Source organism: Cupriavidus phytorum, from assembly GCF_003254285.1.
Lineage (GTDB): Bacteria > Pseudomonadota > Gammaproteobacteria > Burkholderiales > Burkholderiaceae > Cupriavidus > Cupriavidus phytorum.
Genome location: NZ_QKZN01000010.1, coordinates 71,291 through 90,716, shown reverse-complemented (window position 1 = coordinate 90,716; position 19,426 = coordinate 71,291). Strand labels below are relative to the sequence as shown.

At 67.4% G+C, this 19,426-nt stretch carries 17 protein-coding genes; 4 read left to right on the top strand and 13 right to left on the bottom strand.

The annotated features are described in order from the left end of the window. The first annotated feature begins 16 nt into the window (after nt 1-16). Nucleotides 17-991 (top strand): D-erythronate dehydrogenase, encoded by a 975-nt coding sequence (denD, locus tag C7416_RS22690; protein WP_111521020.1) that lies wholly within the window; start codon nt 17-19, stop codon nt 989-991. Between the two features lie 209 nt (nt 992-1,200). Here denD and C7416_RS22685 read toward each other — a convergent pair whose 3' ends face one another. From C7416_RS22685 to C7416_RS22675, 3 genes are all read right to left on the bottom strand, one after another. Then, a complete protein-coding gene (locus C7416_RS22685) occupies nt 1,201-1,638 on the bottom strand; it encodes a YbgC/FadM family acyl-CoA thioesterase (RefSeq protein WP_111521019.1) in 438 nt (145 codons plus the stop codon). A gap of 32 nt (nt 1,639-1,670) precedes the next feature. After that, nucleotides 1,671-2,654 (bottom strand): tripartite tricarboxylate transporter substrate binding protein, encoded by a 984-nt coding sequence (locus C7416_RS22680; RefSeq protein WP_111521018.1) that lies wholly within the window; start codon nt 2,652-2,654, stop codon nt 1,671-1,673. Nucleotides 2,655-2,726: 72 nt separating this feature from the next. Continuing rightward, a complete protein-coding gene (locus C7416_RS22675; protein WP_111521017.1) occupies nt 2,727-3,740 on the bottom strand; it encodes an alpha/beta hydrolase in 1,014 nt (337 codons plus the stop codon). Nucleotides 3,741-4,095: 355 nt separating this feature from the next. On the opposite strand from C7416_RS22675, the gene C7416_RS22670 reads away from it, so the two are divergent. Then, entirely contained in the window at nt 4,096-5,244 is a 1,149-nt protein-coding gene (locus C7416_RS22670; RefSeq protein ID WP_111521016.1) for an iron-containing alcohol dehydrogenase, read from the top strand. An 88-nt stretch (nt 5,245-5,332) separates the two neighbouring features. Continuing rightward, nucleotides 5,333-5,854 (top strand): O-acetyl-ADP-ribose deacetylase, encoded by a 522-nt coding sequence (locus C7416_RS22665; RefSeq protein WP_111521015.1) that lies wholly within the window; start codon nt 5,333-5,335, stop codon nt 5,852-5,854. Nucleotides 5,855-5,898: 44 nt separating this feature from the next. Here the strand turns inward: C7416_RS22665 and C7416_RS22660 are convergent, their stop codons facing one another. The 10 genes from C7416_RS22660 to C7416_RS22615 form a co-directional block, all read right to left on the bottom strand. Then, nucleotides 5,899-6,846: an alpha/beta fold hydrolase gene (locus tag C7416_RS22660; protein WP_111521014.1), complete on the bottom strand. Its 948-nt coding sequence runs from the start codon at nt 6,844-6,846 to the stop codon at nt 5,899-5,901. 38 nt (nt 6,847-6,884) lie between these two features. Next, a complete protein-coding gene (locus tag C7416_RS22655) occupies nt 6,885-7,787 on the bottom strand; it encodes an SDR family oxidoreductase (RefSeq protein WP_111521013.1) in 903 nt (300 codons plus the stop codon). Nucleotides 7,788-7,848: 61 nt separating this feature from the next. Continuing rightward, nucleotides 7,849-8,697 (bottom strand): class II aldolase/adducin family protein, encoded by an 849-nt coding sequence (locus C7416_RS22650; protein ID WP_111521012.1) that lies wholly within the window; start codon nt 8,695-8,697, stop codon nt 7,849-7,851. 78 nt (nt 8,698-8,775) lie between these two features. Then, on the bottom strand, nt 8,776-9,786 hold the full coding sequence (locus C7416_RS22645) for an NADP-dependent oxidoreductase (RefSeq protein ID WP_111521011.1): 1,011 nt from the start codon (nt 9,784-9,786) through the stop codon (nt 8,776-8,778). A 98-nt stretch (nt 9,787-9,884) separates the two neighbouring features. Continuing rightward, the gene (locus C7416_RS22640; RefSeq protein WP_111521010.1) at nt 9,885-10,322 is read right to left on the bottom strand and encodes a PaaI family thioesterase; all 438 of its coding nucleotides are present in this window, start codon (nt 10,320-10,322) and stop codon (nt 9,885-9,887) included. Nucleotides 10,323-10,447: 125 nt separating this feature from the next. After that, a complete protein-coding gene (locus tag C7416_RS22635; protein WP_111521009.1) occupies nt 10,448-11,230 on the bottom strand; it encodes an SDR family oxidoreductase in 783 nt (260 codons plus the stop codon). A 54-nt stretch (nt 11,231-11,284) separates the two neighbouring features. Next, nucleotides 11,285-13,147: an acyl-CoA dehydrogenase gene (locus tag C7416_RS22630; protein ID WP_111521008.1), complete on the bottom strand. Its 1,863-nt coding sequence runs from the start codon at nt 13,145-13,147 to the stop codon at nt 11,285-11,287. A 151-nt stretch (nt 13,148-13,298) separates the two neighbouring features. Further along, nucleotides 13,299-14,477, bottom strand: a complete 1,179-nt coding sequence (locus C7416_RS22625) for an acetyl-CoA C-acyltransferase (RefSeq protein WP_018005921.1) — start codon at nt 14,475-14,477, stop codon at nt 13,299-13,301. Nucleotides 14,478-14,524: 47 nt separating this feature from the next. Further along, nucleotides 14,525-15,169 carry a bifunctional nicotinamidase/pyrazinamidase gene (gene pncA, locus C7416_RS22620; protein ID WP_111521007.1) on the bottom strand — a complete coding sequence of 215 codons (645 nt, stop codon included), beginning with the start codon at nt 15,167-15,169 and terminating at the stop codon, nt 14,525-14,527. A gap of 30 nt (nt 15,170-15,199) precedes the next feature. After that, nucleotides 15,200-17,281, bottom strand: coding sequence for a 3-hydroxyacyl-CoA dehydrogenase NAD-binding domain-containing protein (locus C7416_RS22615; RefSeq protein ID WP_111521006.1), 2,082 nt, complete (start codon nt 17,279-17,281; stop codon nt 15,200-15,202). A 490-nt stretch (nt 17,282-17,771) separates the two neighbouring features. Between C7416_RS22615 and C7416_RS22610 the strand changes: the two genes are divergently transcribed. Further along, nucleotides 17,772-19,310, top strand: coding sequence for an amino acid permease (locus C7416_RS22610; protein WP_111521005.1), 1,539 nt, complete (start codon nt 17,772-17,774; stop codon nt 19,308-19,310). Nucleotides 19,311-19,426 lie beyond the last annotated feature (116 nt).

Genomic DNA, 19,426 nt, shown 5'->3' with positions numbered 1-19,426 from the left:
CTGAAGAGCTCTTGCCATGAACGTACTGATTACCGGCGGCGCCGGCTTCCTCGGCCTGCAGCTGGCCCGCCTGCTGCTGCAACGCGGCACCCTTAACCTCGACGGCAAGGCCGTTGCCTTCGAGCGCCTGACGCTGCTCGACGTGGTCGCGCCGCAAGGTCTTGACGATGCGCGCGTGCGCGTGGTCACCGGCGACCTGTCCGATCCCGCGGTGCTGCGCCAGGCCATCGACCACGACACCGGCGCGGTGTTCCACCTCGCCGCCGTGGTCAGCGGCCAGGCCGAGGCCGATTTCGAGCTGGGCATGCGCGTCAACCTCGACGCCTCGCGCGCGCTGCTCGAAACCTGCCGCGAACTGGGCCACAAGCCGCGCGTGCTGTTCACCAGCTCGGTCGCGGTCTACGGCGGCGAGCTGCCGCCGGTGGTGCAGGACGACACCGCGCTGAACCCGCAATCGTCGTACGGCGTGCAGAAGGCCATCGGCGAACTGCTGCTGTCGGACTACAGCCGCCGCGGCTTTGTCGACGGCCGCGTGCTGCGCCTGCCGACCATCAGCGTGCGCCCGGGCAAGCCCAACGCGGCGGCGTCGTCGTTCGCCAGCGGCATCATCCGCGAGCCGCTGGCGGGCGTGGCGGCCAATTGCCCGGTGGCACCGGAGACCAAGCTGTGGCTGCTATCGCCGCGCGCGGCGGTGGCCGCGCTGGTCAACGGCATCGAGCTCGCGGGCGAGCGCCTGGGCAACCGCCGCGTGGTCAACCTGCCGGGCCTGTCGGTCACCGCCGCGGGCATGGTCGACGCGCTGCGCCGCGTCGCGGGCGATGCGGTGGCGGACCTGGTGACGTGGGAACGCGAGGAGCGTGTCGAGAAGATCGTCGGCACGTGGCCGGCCGCGTGGAATGCGGAGCGCGCCTTGTCGCTGGGGTTCGAGAGCGACGCGAGCTTTGATGCGGTGATCCGGGCTTATATGGAGGATGCGGGAGTGGGCAAGTAAACTTCTGCCGTTCCGCAATTGCGACTGCTTGTTCAGTTGCTGAGAGCCGGTCCCCTCTCCCGCTTGCGGGAGAGGGCTAGGGAGAGGGCAGGACTTTCGTGCCCTTACGCGCCCTGTCGCAAGGCACACGCCTGCCCTCTCCCCCGCCCCTCTCCCGCAAGCGGGAGAGGGGAGAAAACAAGCGGGATTTGATGGATGGCTGCGACTCCTTACGCCGCCGGCTTCACCACCTCATACCCCTCGATCACCTCCCGCACCACCCCCGGGATCGGCGCCGACTTCTGCGTCGCCGGGTCCGCGCACACATAGACGATTTCACCGGTGATCAGGTGCTCGTCGCCTCGATACATCTCCACCCGGAACAGCATGCTGGACCGCCCCAACCGCGCCATGCGGCCGCGGATGTCGAGCTGATCGTCGAAGCGCGCCGACGCGTGGTACTCCAGCGTCGACTTGACCACGAAGATATCGACGCCGTGCGCGTGCAATACGTCCTCGGGATAGCGGATGCCCAGCGCGCGCCAGTACTCGGTCACGCAGATATCGCAATACGTCAGGTAGTGCGCATTGAAGACGATCGATTGCGGATCGACTTCGGACCAGCGCACGCGCAGCGGGATGGTGTGGCGGAACTCCTCTTTGGCCATTGGCGTGGTCTCCTCGGTGGATCGGCGCGGGCTTACTGCGGCTTGGCCAGCCCCAGTTTCTCGATGATCGCCTTTTCCTTCTTGACGGTGTCGGCCGCGAACTGTGCGTACTGCTGGGTGTTCATGTAGAACGGCTCCATGTCGAACTTGGCCAGCGACTCGCGGTAGTTGGGCATTTCCATGGCCTTCTTGAAGGCGTCATGCAGCTTCTGCACGATCTTCGGGTCGGTGCCCTTGGGCGCGACCAGGCCGAACGGCGAGGTCTGCACGATGCCCATGCCCAGCTCCTTCAGCGTCGGCACGTTGGGGAAGCGCGCCGAGCGCTTCTCGCCCCAGGTCGACAGCAGGCGCAGCTTGCCCTGCTCCACGTACGGGGCCCAGGCCGGGGTATCGGCCACCGACATCACGTGGCCGCCGAGCAGCGCCTGCATCGATTCCGAATTGCCCTTGTACGGGATATGCGAGAACTGCACGCCCTGCTTCATCGCCAGCTCTTCCATGGTCAGGTGCAGCGTGGTCATCGAGCCCGGCGAGCCGTAGGTCAGCTTGCCCGGGTTGGCCTTGGCGTAGGCGATGTAGTCCTGCATGGTCTTGATCGGCGAATCGGCCGGCACCACCAGGCCGAACGAATAGCCGGCAAGGTTGATGATGTAGCTCAGGTCCTTGACCGGATCCCAGTTGATCTTGGTGGTGTACGGCAGGCGGTAGACCGGCATGGCCACCTGCGCCAGCGTGTAGCCGTCGGGCGCGGTGCTCTGCATCAGCTGCGCCGGCAGCACGCCGCCGGCACCCGGCTTGTTCTCGACGATCACGGGCTGGCCCAGGATCTTCGAGGCGTTGTCGGCCAGCACGCGGAACGGGATATCCGTGGAGCCGCCGGCGGTGTAGCCGATCACCAGCCGGATCGGGCGCTGCGGGAACTTGTCGGCCTGGGCCTGGGCCGGCATGGCGGCAAGACCGAGGGCCGCGGTGGCGGCGGCGATGCCCGCGCGGGCGAGGAAGTGGCGGCGTTGCATTTGACGATGTCTCCTAGTGCTGCAAATCACTGCTTGAAAAATGCGTGGACCGGCGCGACCGCAAGGCGGGGCCTAGTCCTGCGAGGTGCCGAACGCGGTGCGCAGCGCGGCGACGGCATCGGCATGCGCCTGCGCCACCGCGGGCACGAACCGGCCCAGCTTGAAGAAGTCATGGATCATGCCGGGGTAGTCGGCCAGCGTGGCGGCAACGCCGGCGGCGCGCAGCTTGTCGGCGTAGGCCACGCCCTCGTCGTGCAGCGGGTCGTAGCCGGCCACCGCGATCCAGGCCGGGCACACCCCGCCCACCTCGGCCCCGGTGCCGCCGCCGTCGAGCGGGGCAAAGCGCCAGTCATCGCGGCTGGCGTCCTGGTCCAGGTACTGCGCGAAGAACCAGCGGATCATGTCGGCCGTCAGCAGGTAGCCGTCGGCCAGCGCGCGGTGCGACGGCGTATCCTGGCGCGCGCAGGTGCCCGGATAGATCAGCAGTTGCAGCACCGGCGCCAGGCCGGCATCGCGTGCCTCGACCGCGCAGGCCGCGGCCAGCGTGCCGCCGGCACTGTCGCCGCCCAGCCCGATGCGCGCCGGGTCGGCGCCGAGCTTGTCGGCTTCGGCGAAGACCCAGTGCAGCACATCGAAGGCGTCATTGACCGCGGTCGGGAAGCGCCATGCGGGCCCGAGCCGGTAATCGACCGACAGCACCATGCAGTCGGCCTGGCCGCACAGCAGGCGGCACAGCGGATCGTGCGAATCGATGCTGCCGACCGTAAAGCCGCCGCCATGGAAATACACCAGCAGCGGCAGCGGCTCGATCCAGCTGGCTTCGCGCGGCGTGTACAGCCGCACCGGGATGGCGTGGCCGTCGCGGGCCGGCACCAGCAGGTCTTCCGCGGTATGCACCGGCGGCGGGTTGATGTCGAGGATCGGCGCGCTTTTCTCGTAGGCGATCTTGGCGTCTTCGGGCGCCATGGCGTGGATCGGCGGCCGCTTGGCGCGCGCGATCAAGGCCAGCAACGCGGCCATCTGCGGGTCCAGCGGACTGTCCGGCAGGCCTGGCGTGGCGGATGGGGAAGACGGTACGACGGACATAGGGCGTAATGCGGCGCAAACCCCGCTGCAGGCCCCGCGCGCAGCGCTGGCGCGGCGTCGGCATCGGGAGAAGTTCGAATAGTGAACGATCGTTCGATTTTAGTATGATGCCAGATGTTTCCGACCCCGGGCAGTCCGAGATAACCCCGAAAAGTCCTACCCATCGTGCCACGCGGCAAGTTTTTGCGCGATGATCGGCTGGCAGCACGCCGAGGGCGAGCGGAAACGATTGCGGCAGGTCCATTGAACCCCAGCACAGCGCACGGCGCCAGCCACAGGCCAGGCCCGTGACAACGCGGAATTCCAGCGCGAATTCCACCATTTCGCGGCAGATCCCAGCAGGAGACAAGCAAACATGGCGTTCATCTACTATCTGACACACATTCACCTGGACTTCGGCGCGGTCAGCGTGCTGAAGTCGGAATGCGAGCGCATCGGCATCCGCCGGCCGCTGCTGGTCACGGACCAGGGCGTGGTCGCGGCCGGCGTGGCGCAGCGCGCCATCGACGCGATGCCGGGCCTGCCGGTGACGGTGTTCGATGAGACCCCGTCGAACCCGACCGAGGCGATGGTGCGCAAGGCCGCCGCGCAGTACCGCGAGCAAGGCTGCGACGGGCTGGTGGCGGTGGGCGGCGGTTCCTCGATCGACCTGGCCAAGGGCATTGCGATCCTGGCCACGCACGAGGGCGAGCTGACCACCTATGCCACCATCGAAGGCGGCAGCGGCAAGATCACCGACCGGGCCGCGCCGCTGATCGCGGTGCCCACCACGTCCGGCACCGGCAGCGAGGTCGCGCGTGGCGCCATCATCATCCTGGACGACGGCCGCAAGCTGGGCTTCCATTCCTGGCACCTGCTGCCCAAGTCCGCGGTGTGCGATCCCGAGCTGACGCTGGGCCTGCCCGCCGGCCTGACCGCCGCCACCGGCATGGACGCCATCGCCCACTGCATCGAGACCTTCCTGGCGCCCGCCTTCAACCCGCCCGCCGACGGTATCGCGCTCGACGGCCTGGAGCGCGGCTGGACCCACATCGAGCGCGCCACCCGCGACGGCAACGACCGCGATGCGCGCCTGAACATGATGAGCGCGTCGATGCAGGGCGCGATGGCGTTCCAGAAGGGACTGGGCTGCGTGCATTCGCTGTCGCACCCGCTCGGCGGGCTGAAGATCGACGGCCGCACCGGCCTGCACCACGGCACCCTCAACGCGGTGGTGATGCCGGCGGTGCTGCGCTTCAATGCCGACGCGCCCACCGTGGTGCGCGATCACCGCTACGCGCGCCTGCGCCGCGCCATGCACCTGCCCGACGGCGCCGACCTGGCGCAGGCGGTGCACGACATGACCGCGCGCCTGGGCCTGCCCACCGGGCTGCGCCAGATGGGCGTCACCGAGGACATGTTCGACAAGGTGATCGCGGGCGCGCTGCTCGACCACTGCCACAAGACCAACCCGAAAGAAGCCAGCGCCGCGGATTATCGGCGTATGCTTGAGCAGTCCATGTAGCACACCGCGTAGCACCCAGCGGCCTCCCGCCGGTCGGACCGACCAAGCGGCTGTCCGGCGGCCCTCCCTCCACAGCGCAGGAGACAACATGAGCGGCGAGCACTTGCAGGTAGTCCATGGCGATATCACCCGCATGGAAGTCGATGCCATCGTCAATGCGGCCAACAGCGGCCTGCTCGGCGGCGGCGGCGTCGACGGGGCCATCCACGGGGCCGGCGGCCCCGCCATCATGGAAGCCTGCCGCGCGATCCGCGACGCGCAGGGCGGCTGCCCGACCGGCGAGGCGGTGCTGACCACCGGCGGCCGCCTGCCGGCACCGTACGTGATCCACGCGGTCGGGCCGGTGTGGCAAGGCGGAGGCCAGGGCGAGGAAGAGCAGCTCGCCAATGCCTACCGCAACAGCATCCGGCTGGCGGCGCAGCATCACTTGCGCACGCTGGCCTTCCCCAACATCAGCACCGGCATCTATGGCTTCCCGCGCGAACGCGCGGCGGATATCGCCATCGCCGCGGTGCGCGAAGCGCTGGCCGGCGCGCCGGAGATCGAGCAGGTCACCTTCGTCTGCTTCGACGACGAGAACTACCGGCTTTATCGCGAGCGGCTGAGCTGAAGCCTGCATGCGGCGGCCTGGGCCGCCGCATGCGTGCGCACCGATCAGGCCGGCAGCGCGCTGCGGATCAGCTGGTTGATCCGTTCCGGCTGCTCGTGGATCACCCAGTGGGTGCCCTCGGGGATGCGCTCCAGCCGCAGGTCGGGCACGAAATCGGCCAGGCCGTCGACCAGCGACTTCGGCAGCGCGCGGTCGCGCTCGCCCCACACCACCAGCGTCGGCACCCTGACCACGAACGCCGCCGGATCCAGCCGTGAAATATCGGGCGGCGGCTCGCCCTCGCCTGGCGGATGCATCGGCGAGGCCCGGTAGAAATTGACGCCGCCGGTCAGCGGATGCACGCCGGCGTCCTTGCCCTCGCCCGGCTGCGACCACGCCGCGTGATACCTGGCGCGCGTCTCGGCGGTGTACCACGCCGCCGGCTTGCCGTTGTCGTCGGACAGCATCCGGTCCAGCAGCGCGAAGTCGTTGGCCGCCAGCGCCTGTTCCGAGCCCGGCTTGCGCAGCCAGTTCATGTACGCCGAGGCGGCCTGCTGCGCGGAATCGGTGGCCAGCGCGCGCGCGAACAGGTACGGGTGCGGCGAATTGACGATGACCAGCTGGCGCACCAGCTGCGGAAACTGGATCGCGAGGTTCCAGCAGATCGCGCCGCCCCAGTCGTGCGCCACCACCACGGCCTGGTCATAGCCCAGCGCGCCGACCAGCTGCACCAGGTCTTCGACGATATGGCGCGGCCGGTAGGCGCTGACGTCGGCGGGCTTGCTCGACAGGTTGAAGCCGCGCAGGTCGGGCGCGACGGCGAAATGCGTGCGGCCGAACTCGGCCAGCTGCGCCTCCCATTCGAACCAGAATTCCGGAAAGCCGTGCACGAACAGCATCAGCGGCTTGCCGCGCTCGCCCGCGCTGGCGTAGTGCAGCCGGGTTTCGTTGGGCAGCGTGGCGTACTGCAGGTGGCGGATCACGGCGGCGGGGGCTGCCATGTTGTTCTCCATATGCGGTCCTCCTCGTGACGGCGTTGTGCGGCGCGTGGTCAGCCGCGCAGCGCGGCAACGAGGCCCGCGCGGACCTCGGGCTTGTCGGCAAACGGATCGCCGGGGTTGCGCTGCCCGACGATATCCTCGAAGCGCTGGCGCACGGGAGCGAGCGCCTGGGGGTGGGAATAAATATAGAAGCTTTCATCGCGGATGGCATCGAAGGTGATTTGCGCCACCTCCGCCGCGCTCACCTTGCCCGAGCCGACGGCCTTGTCCGACAAGGCCTGCGACACCATTTGCGAACGCGTCGGCGGCGCCTGGTTGGCCAGGTCGGCGGGCCGGTTGCGCTGCGACTGGCTGATGCCGGTCGGCACGAAGTACGGGCACAGCACCGAGCAGCGCACCTGCTGCGTCACCAGCCCGAGGTCCTGGTACAGCGTTTCGGTCAGCGCCACCACCGCGTGCTTGGACACGTTGTAGACGCCCATCGCCGGCGGATTCAGCAAGCCCGCCATCGATGCGGTGTTGACGATATGCCCCTCGAACGCCGGGTCCTTCTCCGCGGCGGCCAGCATCAGCGGCGTAAAGATGCGCACCCCGTGTACCACGCCGTAGAGGTTGACGCCCATCACCCATTCCCAGTCCCGCTCCGAGTTTTCCCAGATCAGGCCGCCCGCGCCGACGCCGGCATTGTTGAACAGCAGGTTGACCTTGCCGAAGGCCTCGATCGCGGCATCGGCCAGTGCCTGCACCTGCCCGGCTTGCGACACGTCGGTACGCAAGCCGATCACCGGCACGTTACGCGCCTGGAACTCGGCGACGGTCGCGTCCAGCGCGTCTTCCTGCACGTCGGCCAGCACCAGCTTCATGCCGAGGTCGGCGGCGATGCGGGCGAATTCCTTCCCGAAGCCCGAGGCGCCGCCGGTAATGACGGCCACCTTGTTGGAGAAATCCTTCATGTCGTCTGTCCTGTCGCGTGAGTCGAATGGGCGCTGCCCGCAGCATGGCGGGCAGGCGGGTTCAGTCCAGCAGGTCGGGCTGTTCCTTGACGATGCGGGCATAGAGGGGCTGGAACTGGAACCAGCCCGCCTGCGCCGTGCCGACGATCGAATACGCCTGCCGTGCGGCGGCGTCGGCGATCACCTTCAGCGGCGCCTGCGTGCGCGCCGCGGCCGCTTCGGCAAGCAGCTGCACCTGGCAGGAGCGTTCCATGGTGATGAACCACCACGCCGCTTCGTCGACGGTCTTGCCGACCGTCAGCAGGCCATGGTTCTGCAGGATCGCGGCCTTGTTCTGGCCCAGCGCGTTGGCGATGCGCTGGCCCTCGTCCAGCTCCACCACCACGCCGCCAAAGTCGTCATAGACCGCATGGTCGTTGTAGAACGCGCATACGTCCTGCGTCAGCGCATCGAGCGGGCGCCCCAGCGTCGACCAGGCGCGGCCATAGGTGCTGTGCGAATGCGCGGCGGCGACCGCGTCGGGGCGGGTCTGGTGCACGCGCGAGTGGATGGCGAAGGCCGCGGCATTGACCGGGTAGTCGCCCTCGACCACGTCGCCGTGGTGGTCGCAGCGGATCAGGTTGGAGACCCGGACCTGGCTGAAATGCACGCCGAAGGGATTGACCCAGAAGGTATCGGGAAACTCGGGATCGCGCGCGGTGATGTGGCCGGCCACGCCTTCGTCGAAGCCGAATTTCGAGAACAGCCGGAAGGCGGCGGCGAGGCGCTGCTTGCGGTGCAGGCGCTCTTCGGCCACGGTGGCGAACTGCGGCGGCCGCGGCAGGTTGCGGTAGCGCGCCTTGACCTCTTCGGGCAGGCCGGCGCCGATCTCGTCGGCGCTCTGGATTTGCGGGGCTTGCGGGGCATTCATCGGTGTCTCCTGAGTCGGTCCAGTGATATCCGTTGCCCGCGGCGCCGGTGCGGCGCGCCGCGGCCCTGCATGCGCCGGTCAGACCAGCTTGACCAGCTGCTTGCCGAAGTTCTTGCCCTTGAGCAGGCCCATGAAGGCTTCCGGCGCGCTGGCCAGGCCTTCGGCGATGCTCTCGCGGAACTTGAGCTTGCCCTGTGCGACCGCGGTGCCCAGCTCTTTCAGCGCCTGCGGCCACACTTCCATATGCTCGGAGACGATAAAGCCTTCGATGGTCAGGCGCGACACCAGGATCAGCTGCGGGTTCTTCAGCGGCAGCGGCTGGCCGTCATAGCCGGCGATCATGCCGCACAGGGCGATGCGGCCGAAGGCGTTCATGCGCGACAGCACCGCGTCGAAAATATCGCCGCCGACGTTCTCGAAGTAGCCGTCGATGCCGTCGGGCGTGGCCTCCTTGAGCATGGTGTAGAGCTCTTTCGGGTCTTTCGCCGCCTTGTAGTCGATACAGGCGTCGAAGCCCAGCTCATTGACCACGTAGTCGCACTTGTCCTTGCCGCCGGCAAAGCCCACCGCGCGGCAGCCCGCCAGCTTGGCCAACTGGCCCACCACGCTGCCGACCGCGCCCGAGGCGGCGCTGACCGCGATGGTCTTGCCCGCCTTGGGCTGGATGATCTTGTTCAGGCCATACCACGCGGTCACGCCCGGCATGCCGACCGCGCCGAGGTAGGCCGACAGCGGGATGTGCGTGGTATCGACCGGCTGCAGGCCGGTGCCGTCGCTGACGCCCATTTCCTGCCAGCCGAACATGCCGACCACCTTGTCGCCCGGCTTGAACTTGCTGTTTTTGCTTTCCACCACTTCACCGACGGTGCCGCCGATCATCACTTCATTGAGCGGCTGCGGCGCGGCGTAGGACTTGCTTTCGTTCATGCGGCCGCGCATGTACGGGTCGAGCGACAGATAGTGGTTGCGCACCAGCACCTGGCCGTCGGCGATCTGCGGCACGGGCACCTCTTCCAGCCGGAAATTGGCCGGCGTGACCGCGCCTTCGGGACGCGAGGCCAGGACGATGCGCTTGAACGTGTTGGACATGGTCGGGTTCCTTCCAATGGGAGATGGAAACTGCATGGAAACTGCTAAAGCGGGGCAATGCGGCACATGGAGCGCCCCGCCTGTCCTGGCGCCGGCGCTCAGCCGTCGGCGCCGGTATCGGTTTCACCCGGGCGCTGCGGCGGCATGCGCCGGATGTACTTGAACGTGCCCGAGCCGCGCGCCACGGTCTTGCCGTCGGCATCGACGATCTCGGCCTCGCAGAACACCATGGTGGTGGTGCGGTGCACGGTGGTGCCGCGCGCGGTCAGGTGGCCGCGGCCCGGCGCCATGAAGCTGCTCTTCATCTCGATGGTGACCACGCCGCGGCCATCGGCATCGCTGCTGCGGCCGGCCACCGCCATGGCGACGTCGAGCAGCGTCATGATCACGCCGCCGTGGGCCATGTCCCAGCTGTTCTGGTGGCGCTTTTCGGTCGGCAGCGAGATCTCGCTGCGCCCGCCCTCGGCCAGGCTGCAGGTCACGCCGAGCTCGGCGAGAAACGGGATATGGCTCAGGGAGCCGGTGTACTGGTTCATGGCAATGCGAGTGGAAGTGGGGGTTGGAGAGGCACCGGCGGTTCGCCCGCCGGCGCCGACCCCGAATTATTGCCGCAAACGAAGGCTGTCGCTCGGACTGCGCTCGGACTGCGCTCGGACTGCGCTCAAACCGCGCTGACGCCGCCGTCGACCGCCAGGATCTGCCCGGTGATGTGCTTGCCGGCATCGCTGGCGAACAGCAGCGCCGCGCCCTTCAGGTCTTCGTCGTCGCCCAGGCGGTGCAACGGCACGCCCGCGCACATGGCCTCGACACCCATGCGCTCGAGCGAGCCCTTGGTCATCTTCGATGGGAAGAAGCCCGGCGCCAGTGCGTTGACGGTGATGTTGTGCTCGCCCCACTCCGCCGCCAGCGTGCGCGTGAAATTGACCACCGCGCCCTTGGAGGTGTTGTAGGCAATGGTCTCCATGGTGCCCGGCGGATTGCCGGCCAGGCCGGCGATCGACGCCACGTTGATGATGCGGCCGTAGCGGCGCGGGATCATCGACAGCTTGCCGATGCGCTGGCTCAGCAGGAACAGGCCGCGGATATTCAGGTTCATCACCTTGTCCCAGGCTTCCAGCGGATGGTCTTCCGCCGGGGCGCCCCAGGTGGCGCCGGCGTTGTTGACCAGGATGTCGACGTGGCCCAGTTTGGCGATGGCCTCGTCGGCCAATCGCGCGATCTCGGCTTCCTGCGAGCCGTCGGCGGCGATCCAGTCGGCTTCGATGCCGAGGCCCTTCAGGTGTTCCTGCGCGGCGCGTAACTCGTCGGCCTTGCGCGCCGACAGCACGATGCGCGCGCCCTGCTCGCCCAGCGCCTCGGCAATCTGCAGGCCAAGCCCGCGCGAGCCGCCGGTGATCAGCGCGGTCTTGCCCTTCAGGTCAAACAGTTGCTGGATGGTGCGCATGTTGTCTCTTCCTTGGTTGTCTTGAGTGAGGCAGTAAGCAGTCAGGACCGGCGCTCAGAACCAGGCGTCCTGCATGTCCAGCGTGGTGCGGTCGAGCGATGCCAGCAGGTCGAACTGCGGACCGACCCTGGGCAGCTCGAAGCGGAAGAAGTACGCCGCCGCAGCCAGCTTGCCGCGATAGAAGTCCTGGTCTTCCTGGCCGCTCGCCTGCGCCAGCGCGGCTTGCACCAGCAGCGCCTGCTCCAGCCAGATCCACGCGACCACCACGTGTCCGAAGGCTTCGAGATAGATCGATGCATTGGCCAGCGTCACGTTGGCATCGCCGGCGCTCCACAGCGTCTGTGTGACCTCGGCCAGACGCTTGGTTGCGGCGCCGAGTGCGCGCGCCTGCTGCGCCAGTTCGGCATCGTCCGCGGCCAGCGCGCGGCCGATGGTGGCCTGCACGCGCTCGCCCAGCAGTCTGAACGCGGCGCCATCCTTCATCACCACCTTGCGGCCGAGCAGGTCCAGGCCCTGGATGCCGTGCGTGCCTTCGTGGATCGGGTTCAGGCGGTTGTCGCGGTAGAACTGCTCGACGTTGTATTCGCGGGTGTAGCCGTAGCCGCCATGCACCTGGATCGCCAGGTTGTTGGCCTCCAGGCACCATTGCGACGGCCAGCTCTTGGCGATCGGGGTCAGGATGTCGAGCAGCAACGCCAGGCGCGCATGCGCCTCCTGGTCGCCGGCGGCGGCAGCGGCTTCCTCCTCGTCCACCAGCCGCGCACAGTACAGGTTCAGCGCCAGGCCACCTTCGACATAGCTCTTCTGTGCCAGCAGCATGCGGCGGATATCGGCATGCTCGACCAGCTTCACCTGCGGGCTGGCGGCGTCCTTGCCGCCGGGGCCGACGGGGCGGCCTTGCGGACGGTTGCGCGCATAGTCCAGCGCGTGCAGGTAGCCGGTATAGCCGAGCATCACCGCGCCCAGGCCCACGCCGATGCGCGCCTCATTCATCATGTGGAACATGCAGGCCAGGCCCTTGTGCGGCTCGCCCACCAGGTAGCCGATCGCGCCGGCCTTGCCGCCCGGCCGGTACTTCATGCCCTCGCCGAAGTTCAGCAGGCAGTTGGTGGTGCCGCGATAGCCCATCTTGTGGTTCAGGCCCGCCAGCACCACGTCGTTGTGCTCGCCCAGCGAGCCATCTTCGTTGACCAGGTACTTGGGCACGATGAACAGCGAGATGCCCTTCACGCCCGGGATCAGCTTGCCGTCCGGGCCGGGGATCTTGGCCAGCACCAGGTGGACGATGTTGTCGCTCAGCTCGTGCTCGCCGGCGGAAATCCACATCTTGTTGCCGCGCAGCCGGTACTGCGCGCCCAGCGGCGATTCGCCCTCATACTCGGCGCGCGTGGTGATATCCGACAGCGACGAGCCCGCCTGCGGCTCCGACAGGCACATGGTGCCGAAGAAGCGCCCTTCCATCTCCGGCTTGACGAAAGTCTCGACCTGCGCCGGCGTGCCGTGCGTCAGCAGCAGGTTGGCGTTGCCGATAGTCAGGAACGGGTAGGAGCTGGTGCCGACGTTGGCGCCCTTGAAGTAGGCAAAGCCGGCTTTCTCGACCACCACCGGCAGCTGCATGCCGCCCAGTTCGTAGTCCTGCCCGGCGGCCATCAGGCCGGCGTCGCAGAAGGCCTTTAGCGCGGTGCTGACTTCGGGGATGATCTTGACGGTCTCGCCATCGAATTCCGGTTCCTGCTGGTCGTTCTTCTTGTTGTGCGGCGCGAACAGGTCGGTGGCGATCTTCTCGCAAGTGTCCAGCGCGGCATCGAAGGTCTCGCGCGAGTGGTCGGCGTAGCGCGGGATGCGGGTCAGCTCGTCGACCTTGAGCCATTCGTACAGGATGAAATTCAGGTCGCGGCGGGAAAGGATCATCGACATGGTGTCTCCAGGCGGCGCACTGCGTGGGGCGCCGTGAATTCTTTTCTGTTCTCGGGACGGCGTAGCGCTTGAAGAACGCCTTGCTTTGGATGACCAATGGCGGGCCCCCTCTCCCGCTTGCGGGAGAGGGGAGCAAACAGGCGGTCGGTCGTTACAGGACTTCGAACAACCCGGCCGCGCCCTGCCCGCCGCCGATGCACATGGTCACCACCACGTACTTCACCCCACGGCGCTTGCCCTCGATCAGCGCATGGCCGACCAAGCGCGCGCCCGACACGCCGTACGGATGCCCCACCGCGATCGCGCCGCCGTTGACGTTGAGGCGGTCCATCGGGATGCCCAGCGTGTCAGCGCAATACAGCACCTGCACCGCGAAAGCTTCGTTCAGCTCCCACAGGCCGATGTCGTCGACCTTCAGGCCGGCCTTCTTCAGCAGCTTGGGCACGGCAAAGACCGGGCCGATGCCCATCTCGTCGGGCTCGCAGCCGGCCACGGCAAAGCCGCGGAACACGCCCAGCGGCTGCAGGCCCCTGGCCGCCGCCACGCGCGCGTTCATCACCACCGCCGCCGAGGCGCCGTCCGAGAACTGCGAGGCATTGCCGGCGGTGATCACGCCGCCCGGCACCGCGCTGCGGATCTTGGCCACGCCTTCCAGCGTGGTATCCGGGCGGATACCCTCGTCGCGGTCGATGGTGACTTCCTTCGTCACCAGCTGGCCGGTGGACTTGTCGGCAACGCCGGCGAGCACCGTCATCGGCACGATCTCGTCGTTGAACTTGCCGGCTTCCTGCGCGGCCGCGGCGCGCTGCTGGCTGCGCACGCCGTACTCGTCCTGGCGCTCCTTCGAGATGTTGTAGCGCTTGGCCACGTTCTCGGCGGTCTGCAGCATGTTCCAGTAGATTTCCGGCTTGTTCTTGGTCAGCCAGCTTTCCTGGACCATATGGCGGTTCATCTCCTGCTGCACGCACGAGATGCTCTCGACGCCGCCGGCAACGAAGATGTCGCCCTCGTCGGCGATCACGCGCTGCGCCGCCATGGCGATGGTCTGCAGGCCCGACGAGCAGAAGCGGTTGACGGTGGCGCCGGGCACGGTGACCGGGCAGCCGGCGCGCAGCGCGATCTGGCGCGCGATGTTGGCGCCGGTGGCGCCCTCCGGGTTGGCGCAGCCCATCAGCACGTCTTCGACCTCGGCGGCCTCGATCTTGGCGCGCGCGATGGCGTGCTGGACCGCATGGCCGCCCAGCGTGGCGCCGTGGGTCATGTTGAAGGCGCCCTTCCAGCTCTTGGCCAGGCCGGTCCGTGCGGTGGATACGATGACTGCTTCGTTCATGTGTTGCTCCTCGGAATCTCTTGTGTCGTTCGGTTCGGTGTTTCGGTTCAGCCCTGGCCCTTGAGCAGTTCGGCGGACATCACGCGCGCGACGCTGGCGGCGCCGAGGTCCTGCCACGCCTGCGCCAGCGACCCTTGCAGGTCGATGGCCCGGCATGCATCCTCGACCACCGCGGCCTCGAAGCCGGCCGCGCGCGCATCGAGCGCGCTCCAGGCCACGCAGTAGTCCGTCGCCAGCCCGGCGCAGAACACGCGCCTGACGCCGTGCTCGCGCAGGTAGCCGGCCAGCCCGGTGCGCGTGGTGCGGTCCGCTTCCATGAAGGCGGAGTAGCTGTCCACGCCGGCATGGTGGCCCTTGCGGATCACCAGCCGCGCATGTGGCACGTGCAGGCCCGCATGCAGCGCGGCGCCGGGCGTGTCCTGCACGCAGTGCACCGGCCACAGCACCTGCTCGCCATACGGCAGCGTGAGCATCTGGAATGGCTGCGTACCGGCATGGCTGGCCGCGAACGAGACGTGCGCGGCCGGATGCCAGTCCTGCGTCAGCACCACGTGCCCGAAGGCGCGCGCCAGCCGGTTGATGACGGGCACCACCTCATCGCCGTTGGGCACGGCAAGCGCGCCGCCCGGCATGAAGTCGTTCTGCACGTCGATCACCAGCAGGCAATCGTCAGGTCGGAGGGTGGTGTCCATGTCAGTGCCAGGGAGAACCGTGATGGCGTCTTAGCCGTTGAAGCCCTTGCCTTCGTCCGCCAGCTTCTGCAGCAGCGGCGCGACCTGCCAGGCTTCGCCGTGGTAGCCCTTGGCGTAGCGCTTCATGGCCAGCGCCACGTTGTACAGGCCGACCTGGTCCGCGTACAGCATCGGGCCGCCGCGGAACAGCGGGAAGCCGTAGCCGGTCAGGTACACCATGTCGATATCCGAGGCCTTGGAAGCAATGCCCTCTTCCAGGATCTTGGCGCCTTCGTTGACCAGCGCGAACACCAGGCGCTCGACGATCTCCTCGTCCGAGATCTTGCGGCGCGTGATGCCCAGGTCCTTCGAATGCTGCACGATCATGTCGTTGACCTGCTGGTTCGGGTACGGCTTGCGGTCGCCCGCCTTGTAGTCGTACCAGCCCGCGCCGGTCTTCTGGCCGAAGCGGCCCATCTCGCACAGCAGGTCGGCGGTCTTCGAATACTGGATGTCCGGCTTGTCCACGGCGCGGCGCTTGCGGATGGCCCAGCCGATGTCGTTGCCGGCCAGGTCGCCCATGCGGAACGGGCCCATGGCAAAGCCGAACTTCTCGATGGCCTTGTCGACCTGCTCGGGCAGCGCGCCTTCGTCCAGCAGGTAGCCGGCCTGGCGGCTGTACTGCTCGATCATGCGGTTGCCGATGAAGCCGTCGCACACGCCCGACACCACCGCGGTCTTCTTGATCTTCTTGGCCACCTGCATCACCGTGGCCAGCACGTCCTTGCCGGTCTTGTCGCCGCGCACCACTTCGAGCAGCTTCATCACGTTGGCCGGGCTGAAGAAGTGCATGCCGACCACGTCCTGCGGACGCCTGGTGAACGAGGCAATCTTGTTGACGTCCAGCGTGGAAGTGTTGGAAGCCAGGATCGCGCCTTGCTTCATCACTTCGTCCAGCTTCTTGAAGACGATTTCCTTGACGCCCATCTCTTCGAACACGGCCTCGATCACCATGTCCGCGTCCTTGATGTCGTCATAGGACAGCGTGGTGCTCAGCAGTCCCATGCGCTGCTCGACCTTCTCCTGCGTCAGCTTGCCCTTCTTGGCGCTGTTTTCGTAGTTCTTGCGAATGATGCCGACGCCGCGGTCGAGCGCTTCCTGCTTGGTTTCCAGGATCGTGACCGGGATGCCCGCATTGAGGAAGTTCATGCTGATGCCGCCGCCCATGGTGCCGGCGCCGATCACGGCAACCTTCTCGATCTTGCGCACCGGGGTGCCTTCGGGCACGTCGGGAATCTTGCTGGCGGCGCGCTCGCCGAAGAAGGCGTGGCGCAGCGCGCGCGATTCCGGCGTGGTCACCAGGAACAGGAAGCCCTCGCGCTCCTGCTTCAGGCCCTGCTCGAACGGCTTGAGCGAGCCCGCCACGGCTTCCAGGCACTTCAGCGGCGCCGGGAAGTTCTTGGCCATCGCGGCCACGGTGTTGCGGGCGAAGCCGAGGTAGCCTTCGGCATTCTCGTGGCGCACCTTCAGGTCGCGCACCTTCGGATGCGGGCCGCTGGCGGCGCCGACGTTCTGCGCGAACTTGACCGCCGCGGGCAGCACGTCACCCTCGACGATTTCATCGAACAGCTTGGTGCCGGCGAACTTCTCGGACGGCACCGCGGTACCCGACACGATCATGTTGGCCGCGGCCTCGAGGCCGATCACGCGCGGCAGGCGCTGCGTGCCGCCCGCGCCGGGCAGCAGGCCCAGCTTGACTTCCGGCAGCGCGATCTGCGCGCCCTTGGACGCGACGCGGTAGTTACAGCCCAGCGCCAGTTCCAGGCCGCCGCCCATCGCGACCGAATGCACCGCCGCCACCACCGGCTTGGACGAGGCTTCCAGCACGCGGATCACCGAGTGCAGGGTCGGCTCCTGCATGGCCTTGGGCGTATTGAATTCGCGGATGTCGGCGCCGCCCGAGAAAGCCTTGCCAGCGCCGGTGATGACGATCGCCTTGACGGCGGCATCGTCCAGCGCACGGGTCATGCCTTCGACGATGCCAAGCCGGGTGCTGTGACCCAGGCCGTTGACAGGGGGATTGTCGAGCGTGATGACGGCTACGCCGTCCTGAACCTGATACTGCGCTGTCATGCTGGTTCCTTTGGTGTCAGAAGTTGTCTCGGGATTCGAATTCTCGAATGAATGTTCTCTGCAGCGCGGGGCGAGCCCGGCTGGTGCCGGTACTGGCCCCGGGTCACGGCGGTCTGGCGGGTTAACCCTTGACCCGATCCGCCGCATTCCCGCGCCCCACAACGCCTTCCGGCGCTTGGGCGAAACAAGCATACACAAAATAGCACGGTCGTTCAATTTCAATTTCCGAACATTTCGGGGCCATGCGCAACGCGAATGCCGCCCCTGACCGCGCTGCATGGAGCCAGTGCTTAACGACTTCCTGCGAAGCGCATGCGATGCCGGTTAAGGCACTTCGCCGTACCGCTCGCGCCGCCTCCCAGACCAGTATCGGCCTTTATTTGACCGATACGGGAAAATCGCCGGCGCAGACGCGGTAGACTCGCGGCTTTTCGTTTTTTGCCCCCTGGCCTTCACAAGACGCCGGGCGGCGGAAGTTCCAGCGACCCTGATGTCTTCCCCAACTCATTCTTCGTCCCCGCGCGCTGCCACGGCACACGGGCACCAGCATCCGGTGGTCGAGCACGACGACCTCCAGCGCAAGCTCAAGGCCCGCCACCTGACCATGATCGCCGTCGGCGGCGCGGTCGGCACCGGCCTGTTCGTGGCCTCGGGTGCGTCGATCGCGCAGGCCGGCCCGGGCGGCGCGCTGCTGATGTATATGCTGCTCGGCCTGATGGTGTATTGCCTGATGACCAGCCTGGGCGAACTGGCGGTGCATATGCCGGTGGCGGGCTCCTTTGTCACCTACAGCGCGCTCTATGTCGACGAGGGCTTCGGCTTCGCGCTGGGCTGGAACTACTGGTTCAGCCTGGCCGTAACCATCGCCGTCGAGCTGACCGCGGCGCAGTTGGTAATGCAGTACTGGTTCCCCGACGTGCCCGGGGTGCTGTGGAGCGCCGGCTTCCTGCTGCTGATGTTCGGGCTCAACGCGTTTTCGGTGCGCGGCTTCGGCGAGGCCGAATACTGGTTCGCGCTGGTCAAGGTAATCACCGTGGTGGTATTCCTGGGCGTCGGGCTGCTGATGATCTTCGGCATCATGCAGGGCGGCCCGCAGTCCGGCTGGCATAACTTCACCGCCGGCGACGCGCCCTTCGTCGGCGGCATCCCGGCCATGTTCGGCGTGGCCATGATCGCGGGCTTCTCCTTCCTCGGCACCGAAACCGTCGGCGTCGCCGCCGGCGAGGCCGAACGCCCCGCCGTCACCATTCCGCGCGCGATCCGCCAGACCTTCTGGCGCATCCTGCTGTTCTACGTGCTGGCGATCCTGGTCATCGGGGTGCTGATTCCCTATACCGATCCCAACCTGCTGCGCAACGACGTGACCGACGTGGGCGTCAGCCCGTTCGCGCTGGTGTTCCGCCACGCCGGGCTGGCCTTCGCCGCCGGGCTGATGAACGCGGTGGTGCTGACCGCGCTGCTGTCGGCGGGCACTTCCAGCATGTACGTGTCGACGCGGATCCTGTACGGCCTCGCCGTCAGCCGCCGCGCCCCGCGCGTGTTCGCCAGGCTGACGCGCAACGGCGTGCCGTTCTACGCGCTGCTGGCGACCACCGGCATCGGCGCGCTGTGCTTCCTCAGCTCGCTGCTCGGCAACAAGACCGCCTACCTGTGGCTGCTCAACACCTCGGCCATGACCGGCTTCATCGCCTGGCTCGGCATCGCCGTCAGCCACTACCGCTTCCGCCGCGGCATGGCCCGCCAGGGCCATGACGTCAGCCAGCTCGCCTACCGTTCGCCGCTGTATCCGTTCGGGCCGATCTTCTCGGCGGTGCTGTGCGTGGTGATCATCGGCGGGCAGAATTTCCAGGCCTTTGCCGACATCCCGAACCGGTGGCCGGAGATTGTCGCCACTTATATTGGCGTGCCGGTGTTTCTGGTGCTGTGGCTGGGATATCGGCTGGTCACCGGGTCGCGGTTGATTGCGTATGAGGATATGCCGTTTGAGTTTGCGGAGCGGAAGGCGGAGGACACGCGAGAGGCCGCGTAAGAAGTTGGGGCCGGGCACAGCGGAGCATTGCACTTCGTTGAGGCTCCGGCCCTCTCCCCCGCCCCTCTCCCGCAAGCGGGAGAGGGGAGAAAACAAGCGGGATTCGCAGGGCTGGA

Excerpts from the sequence above, each read along its gene's own strand:
- denD (WP_111521020.1), top strand. The coding sequence starts at position 17 with ATGAACGTACTGATTACCGGCGGCGCCGGCTTCCTCGGCCTGCAGCTG.
- C7416_RS22685 (WP_111521019.1), bottom strand. The coding sequence starts at position 1,638 with ATGGCCAAAGAGGAGTTCCGCCACACCATCCCGCTGCGCGTGCGCTGG.
- C7416_RS22680 (WP_111521018.1), bottom strand. The coding sequence starts at position 2,654 with ATGCAACGCCGCCACTTCCTCGCCCGCGCGGGCATCGCCGCCGCCACC.
- C7416_RS22675 (WP_111521017.1), bottom strand. The coding sequence starts at position 3,740 with ATGTCCGTCGTACCGTCTTCCCCATCCGCCACGCCAGGCCTGCCGGAC.
- C7416_RS22670 (WP_111521016.1), top strand. The coding sequence starts at position 4,096 with ATGGCGTTCATCTACTATCTGACACACATTCACCTGGACTTCGGCGCG.
- C7416_RS22665 (WP_111521015.1), top strand. The coding sequence starts at position 5,333 with ATGAGCGGCGAGCACTTGCAGGTAGTCCATGGCGATATCACCCGCATG.
- C7416_RS22660 (WP_111521014.1), bottom strand. The coding sequence starts at position 6,846 with ATGGAGAACAACATGGCAGCCCCCGCCGCCGTGATCCGCCACCTGCAG.
- C7416_RS22655 (WP_111521013.1), bottom strand. The coding sequence starts at position 7,787 with ATGAAGGATTTCTCCAACAAGGTGGCCGTCATTACCGGCGGCGCCTCG.
- C7416_RS22650 (WP_111521012.1), bottom strand. The coding sequence starts at position 8,697 with ATGAATGCCCCGCAAGCCCCGCAAATCCAGAGCGCCGACGAGATCGGC.
- C7416_RS22645 (WP_111521011.1), bottom strand. The coding sequence starts at position 9,786 with ATGTCCAACACGTTCAAGCGCATCGTCCTGGCCTCGCGTCCCGAAGGC.
- C7416_RS22640 (WP_111521010.1), bottom strand. The coding sequence starts at position 10,322 with ATGAACCAGTACACCGGCTCCCTGAGCCATATCCCGTTTCTCGCCGAG.
- C7416_RS22635 (WP_111521009.1), bottom strand. The coding sequence starts at position 11,230 with ATGCGCACCATCCAGCAACTGTTTGACCTGAAGGGCAAGACCGCGCTG.
- C7416_RS22630 (WP_111521008.1), bottom strand. The coding sequence starts at position 13,147 with ATGTCGATGATCCTTTCCCGCCGCGACCTGAATTTCATCCTGTACGAA.
- C7416_RS22625 (WP_018005921.1), bottom strand. The coding sequence starts at position 14,477 with ATGAACGAAGCAGTCATCGTATCCACCGCACGGACCGGCCTGGCCAAG.
- pncA (WP_111521007.1), bottom strand. The coding sequence starts at position 15,169 with ATGGACACCACCCTCCGACCTGACGATTGCCTGCTGGTGATCGACGTG.
- C7416_RS22615 (WP_111521006.1), bottom strand. The coding sequence starts at position 17,281 with ATGACAGCGCAGTATCAGGTTCAGGACGGCGTAGCCGTCATCACGCTC.
- C7416_RS22610 (WP_111521005.1), top strand. The coding sequence starts at position 17,772 with ATGTCTTCCCCAACTCATTCTTCGTCCCCGCGCGCTGCCACGGCACAC.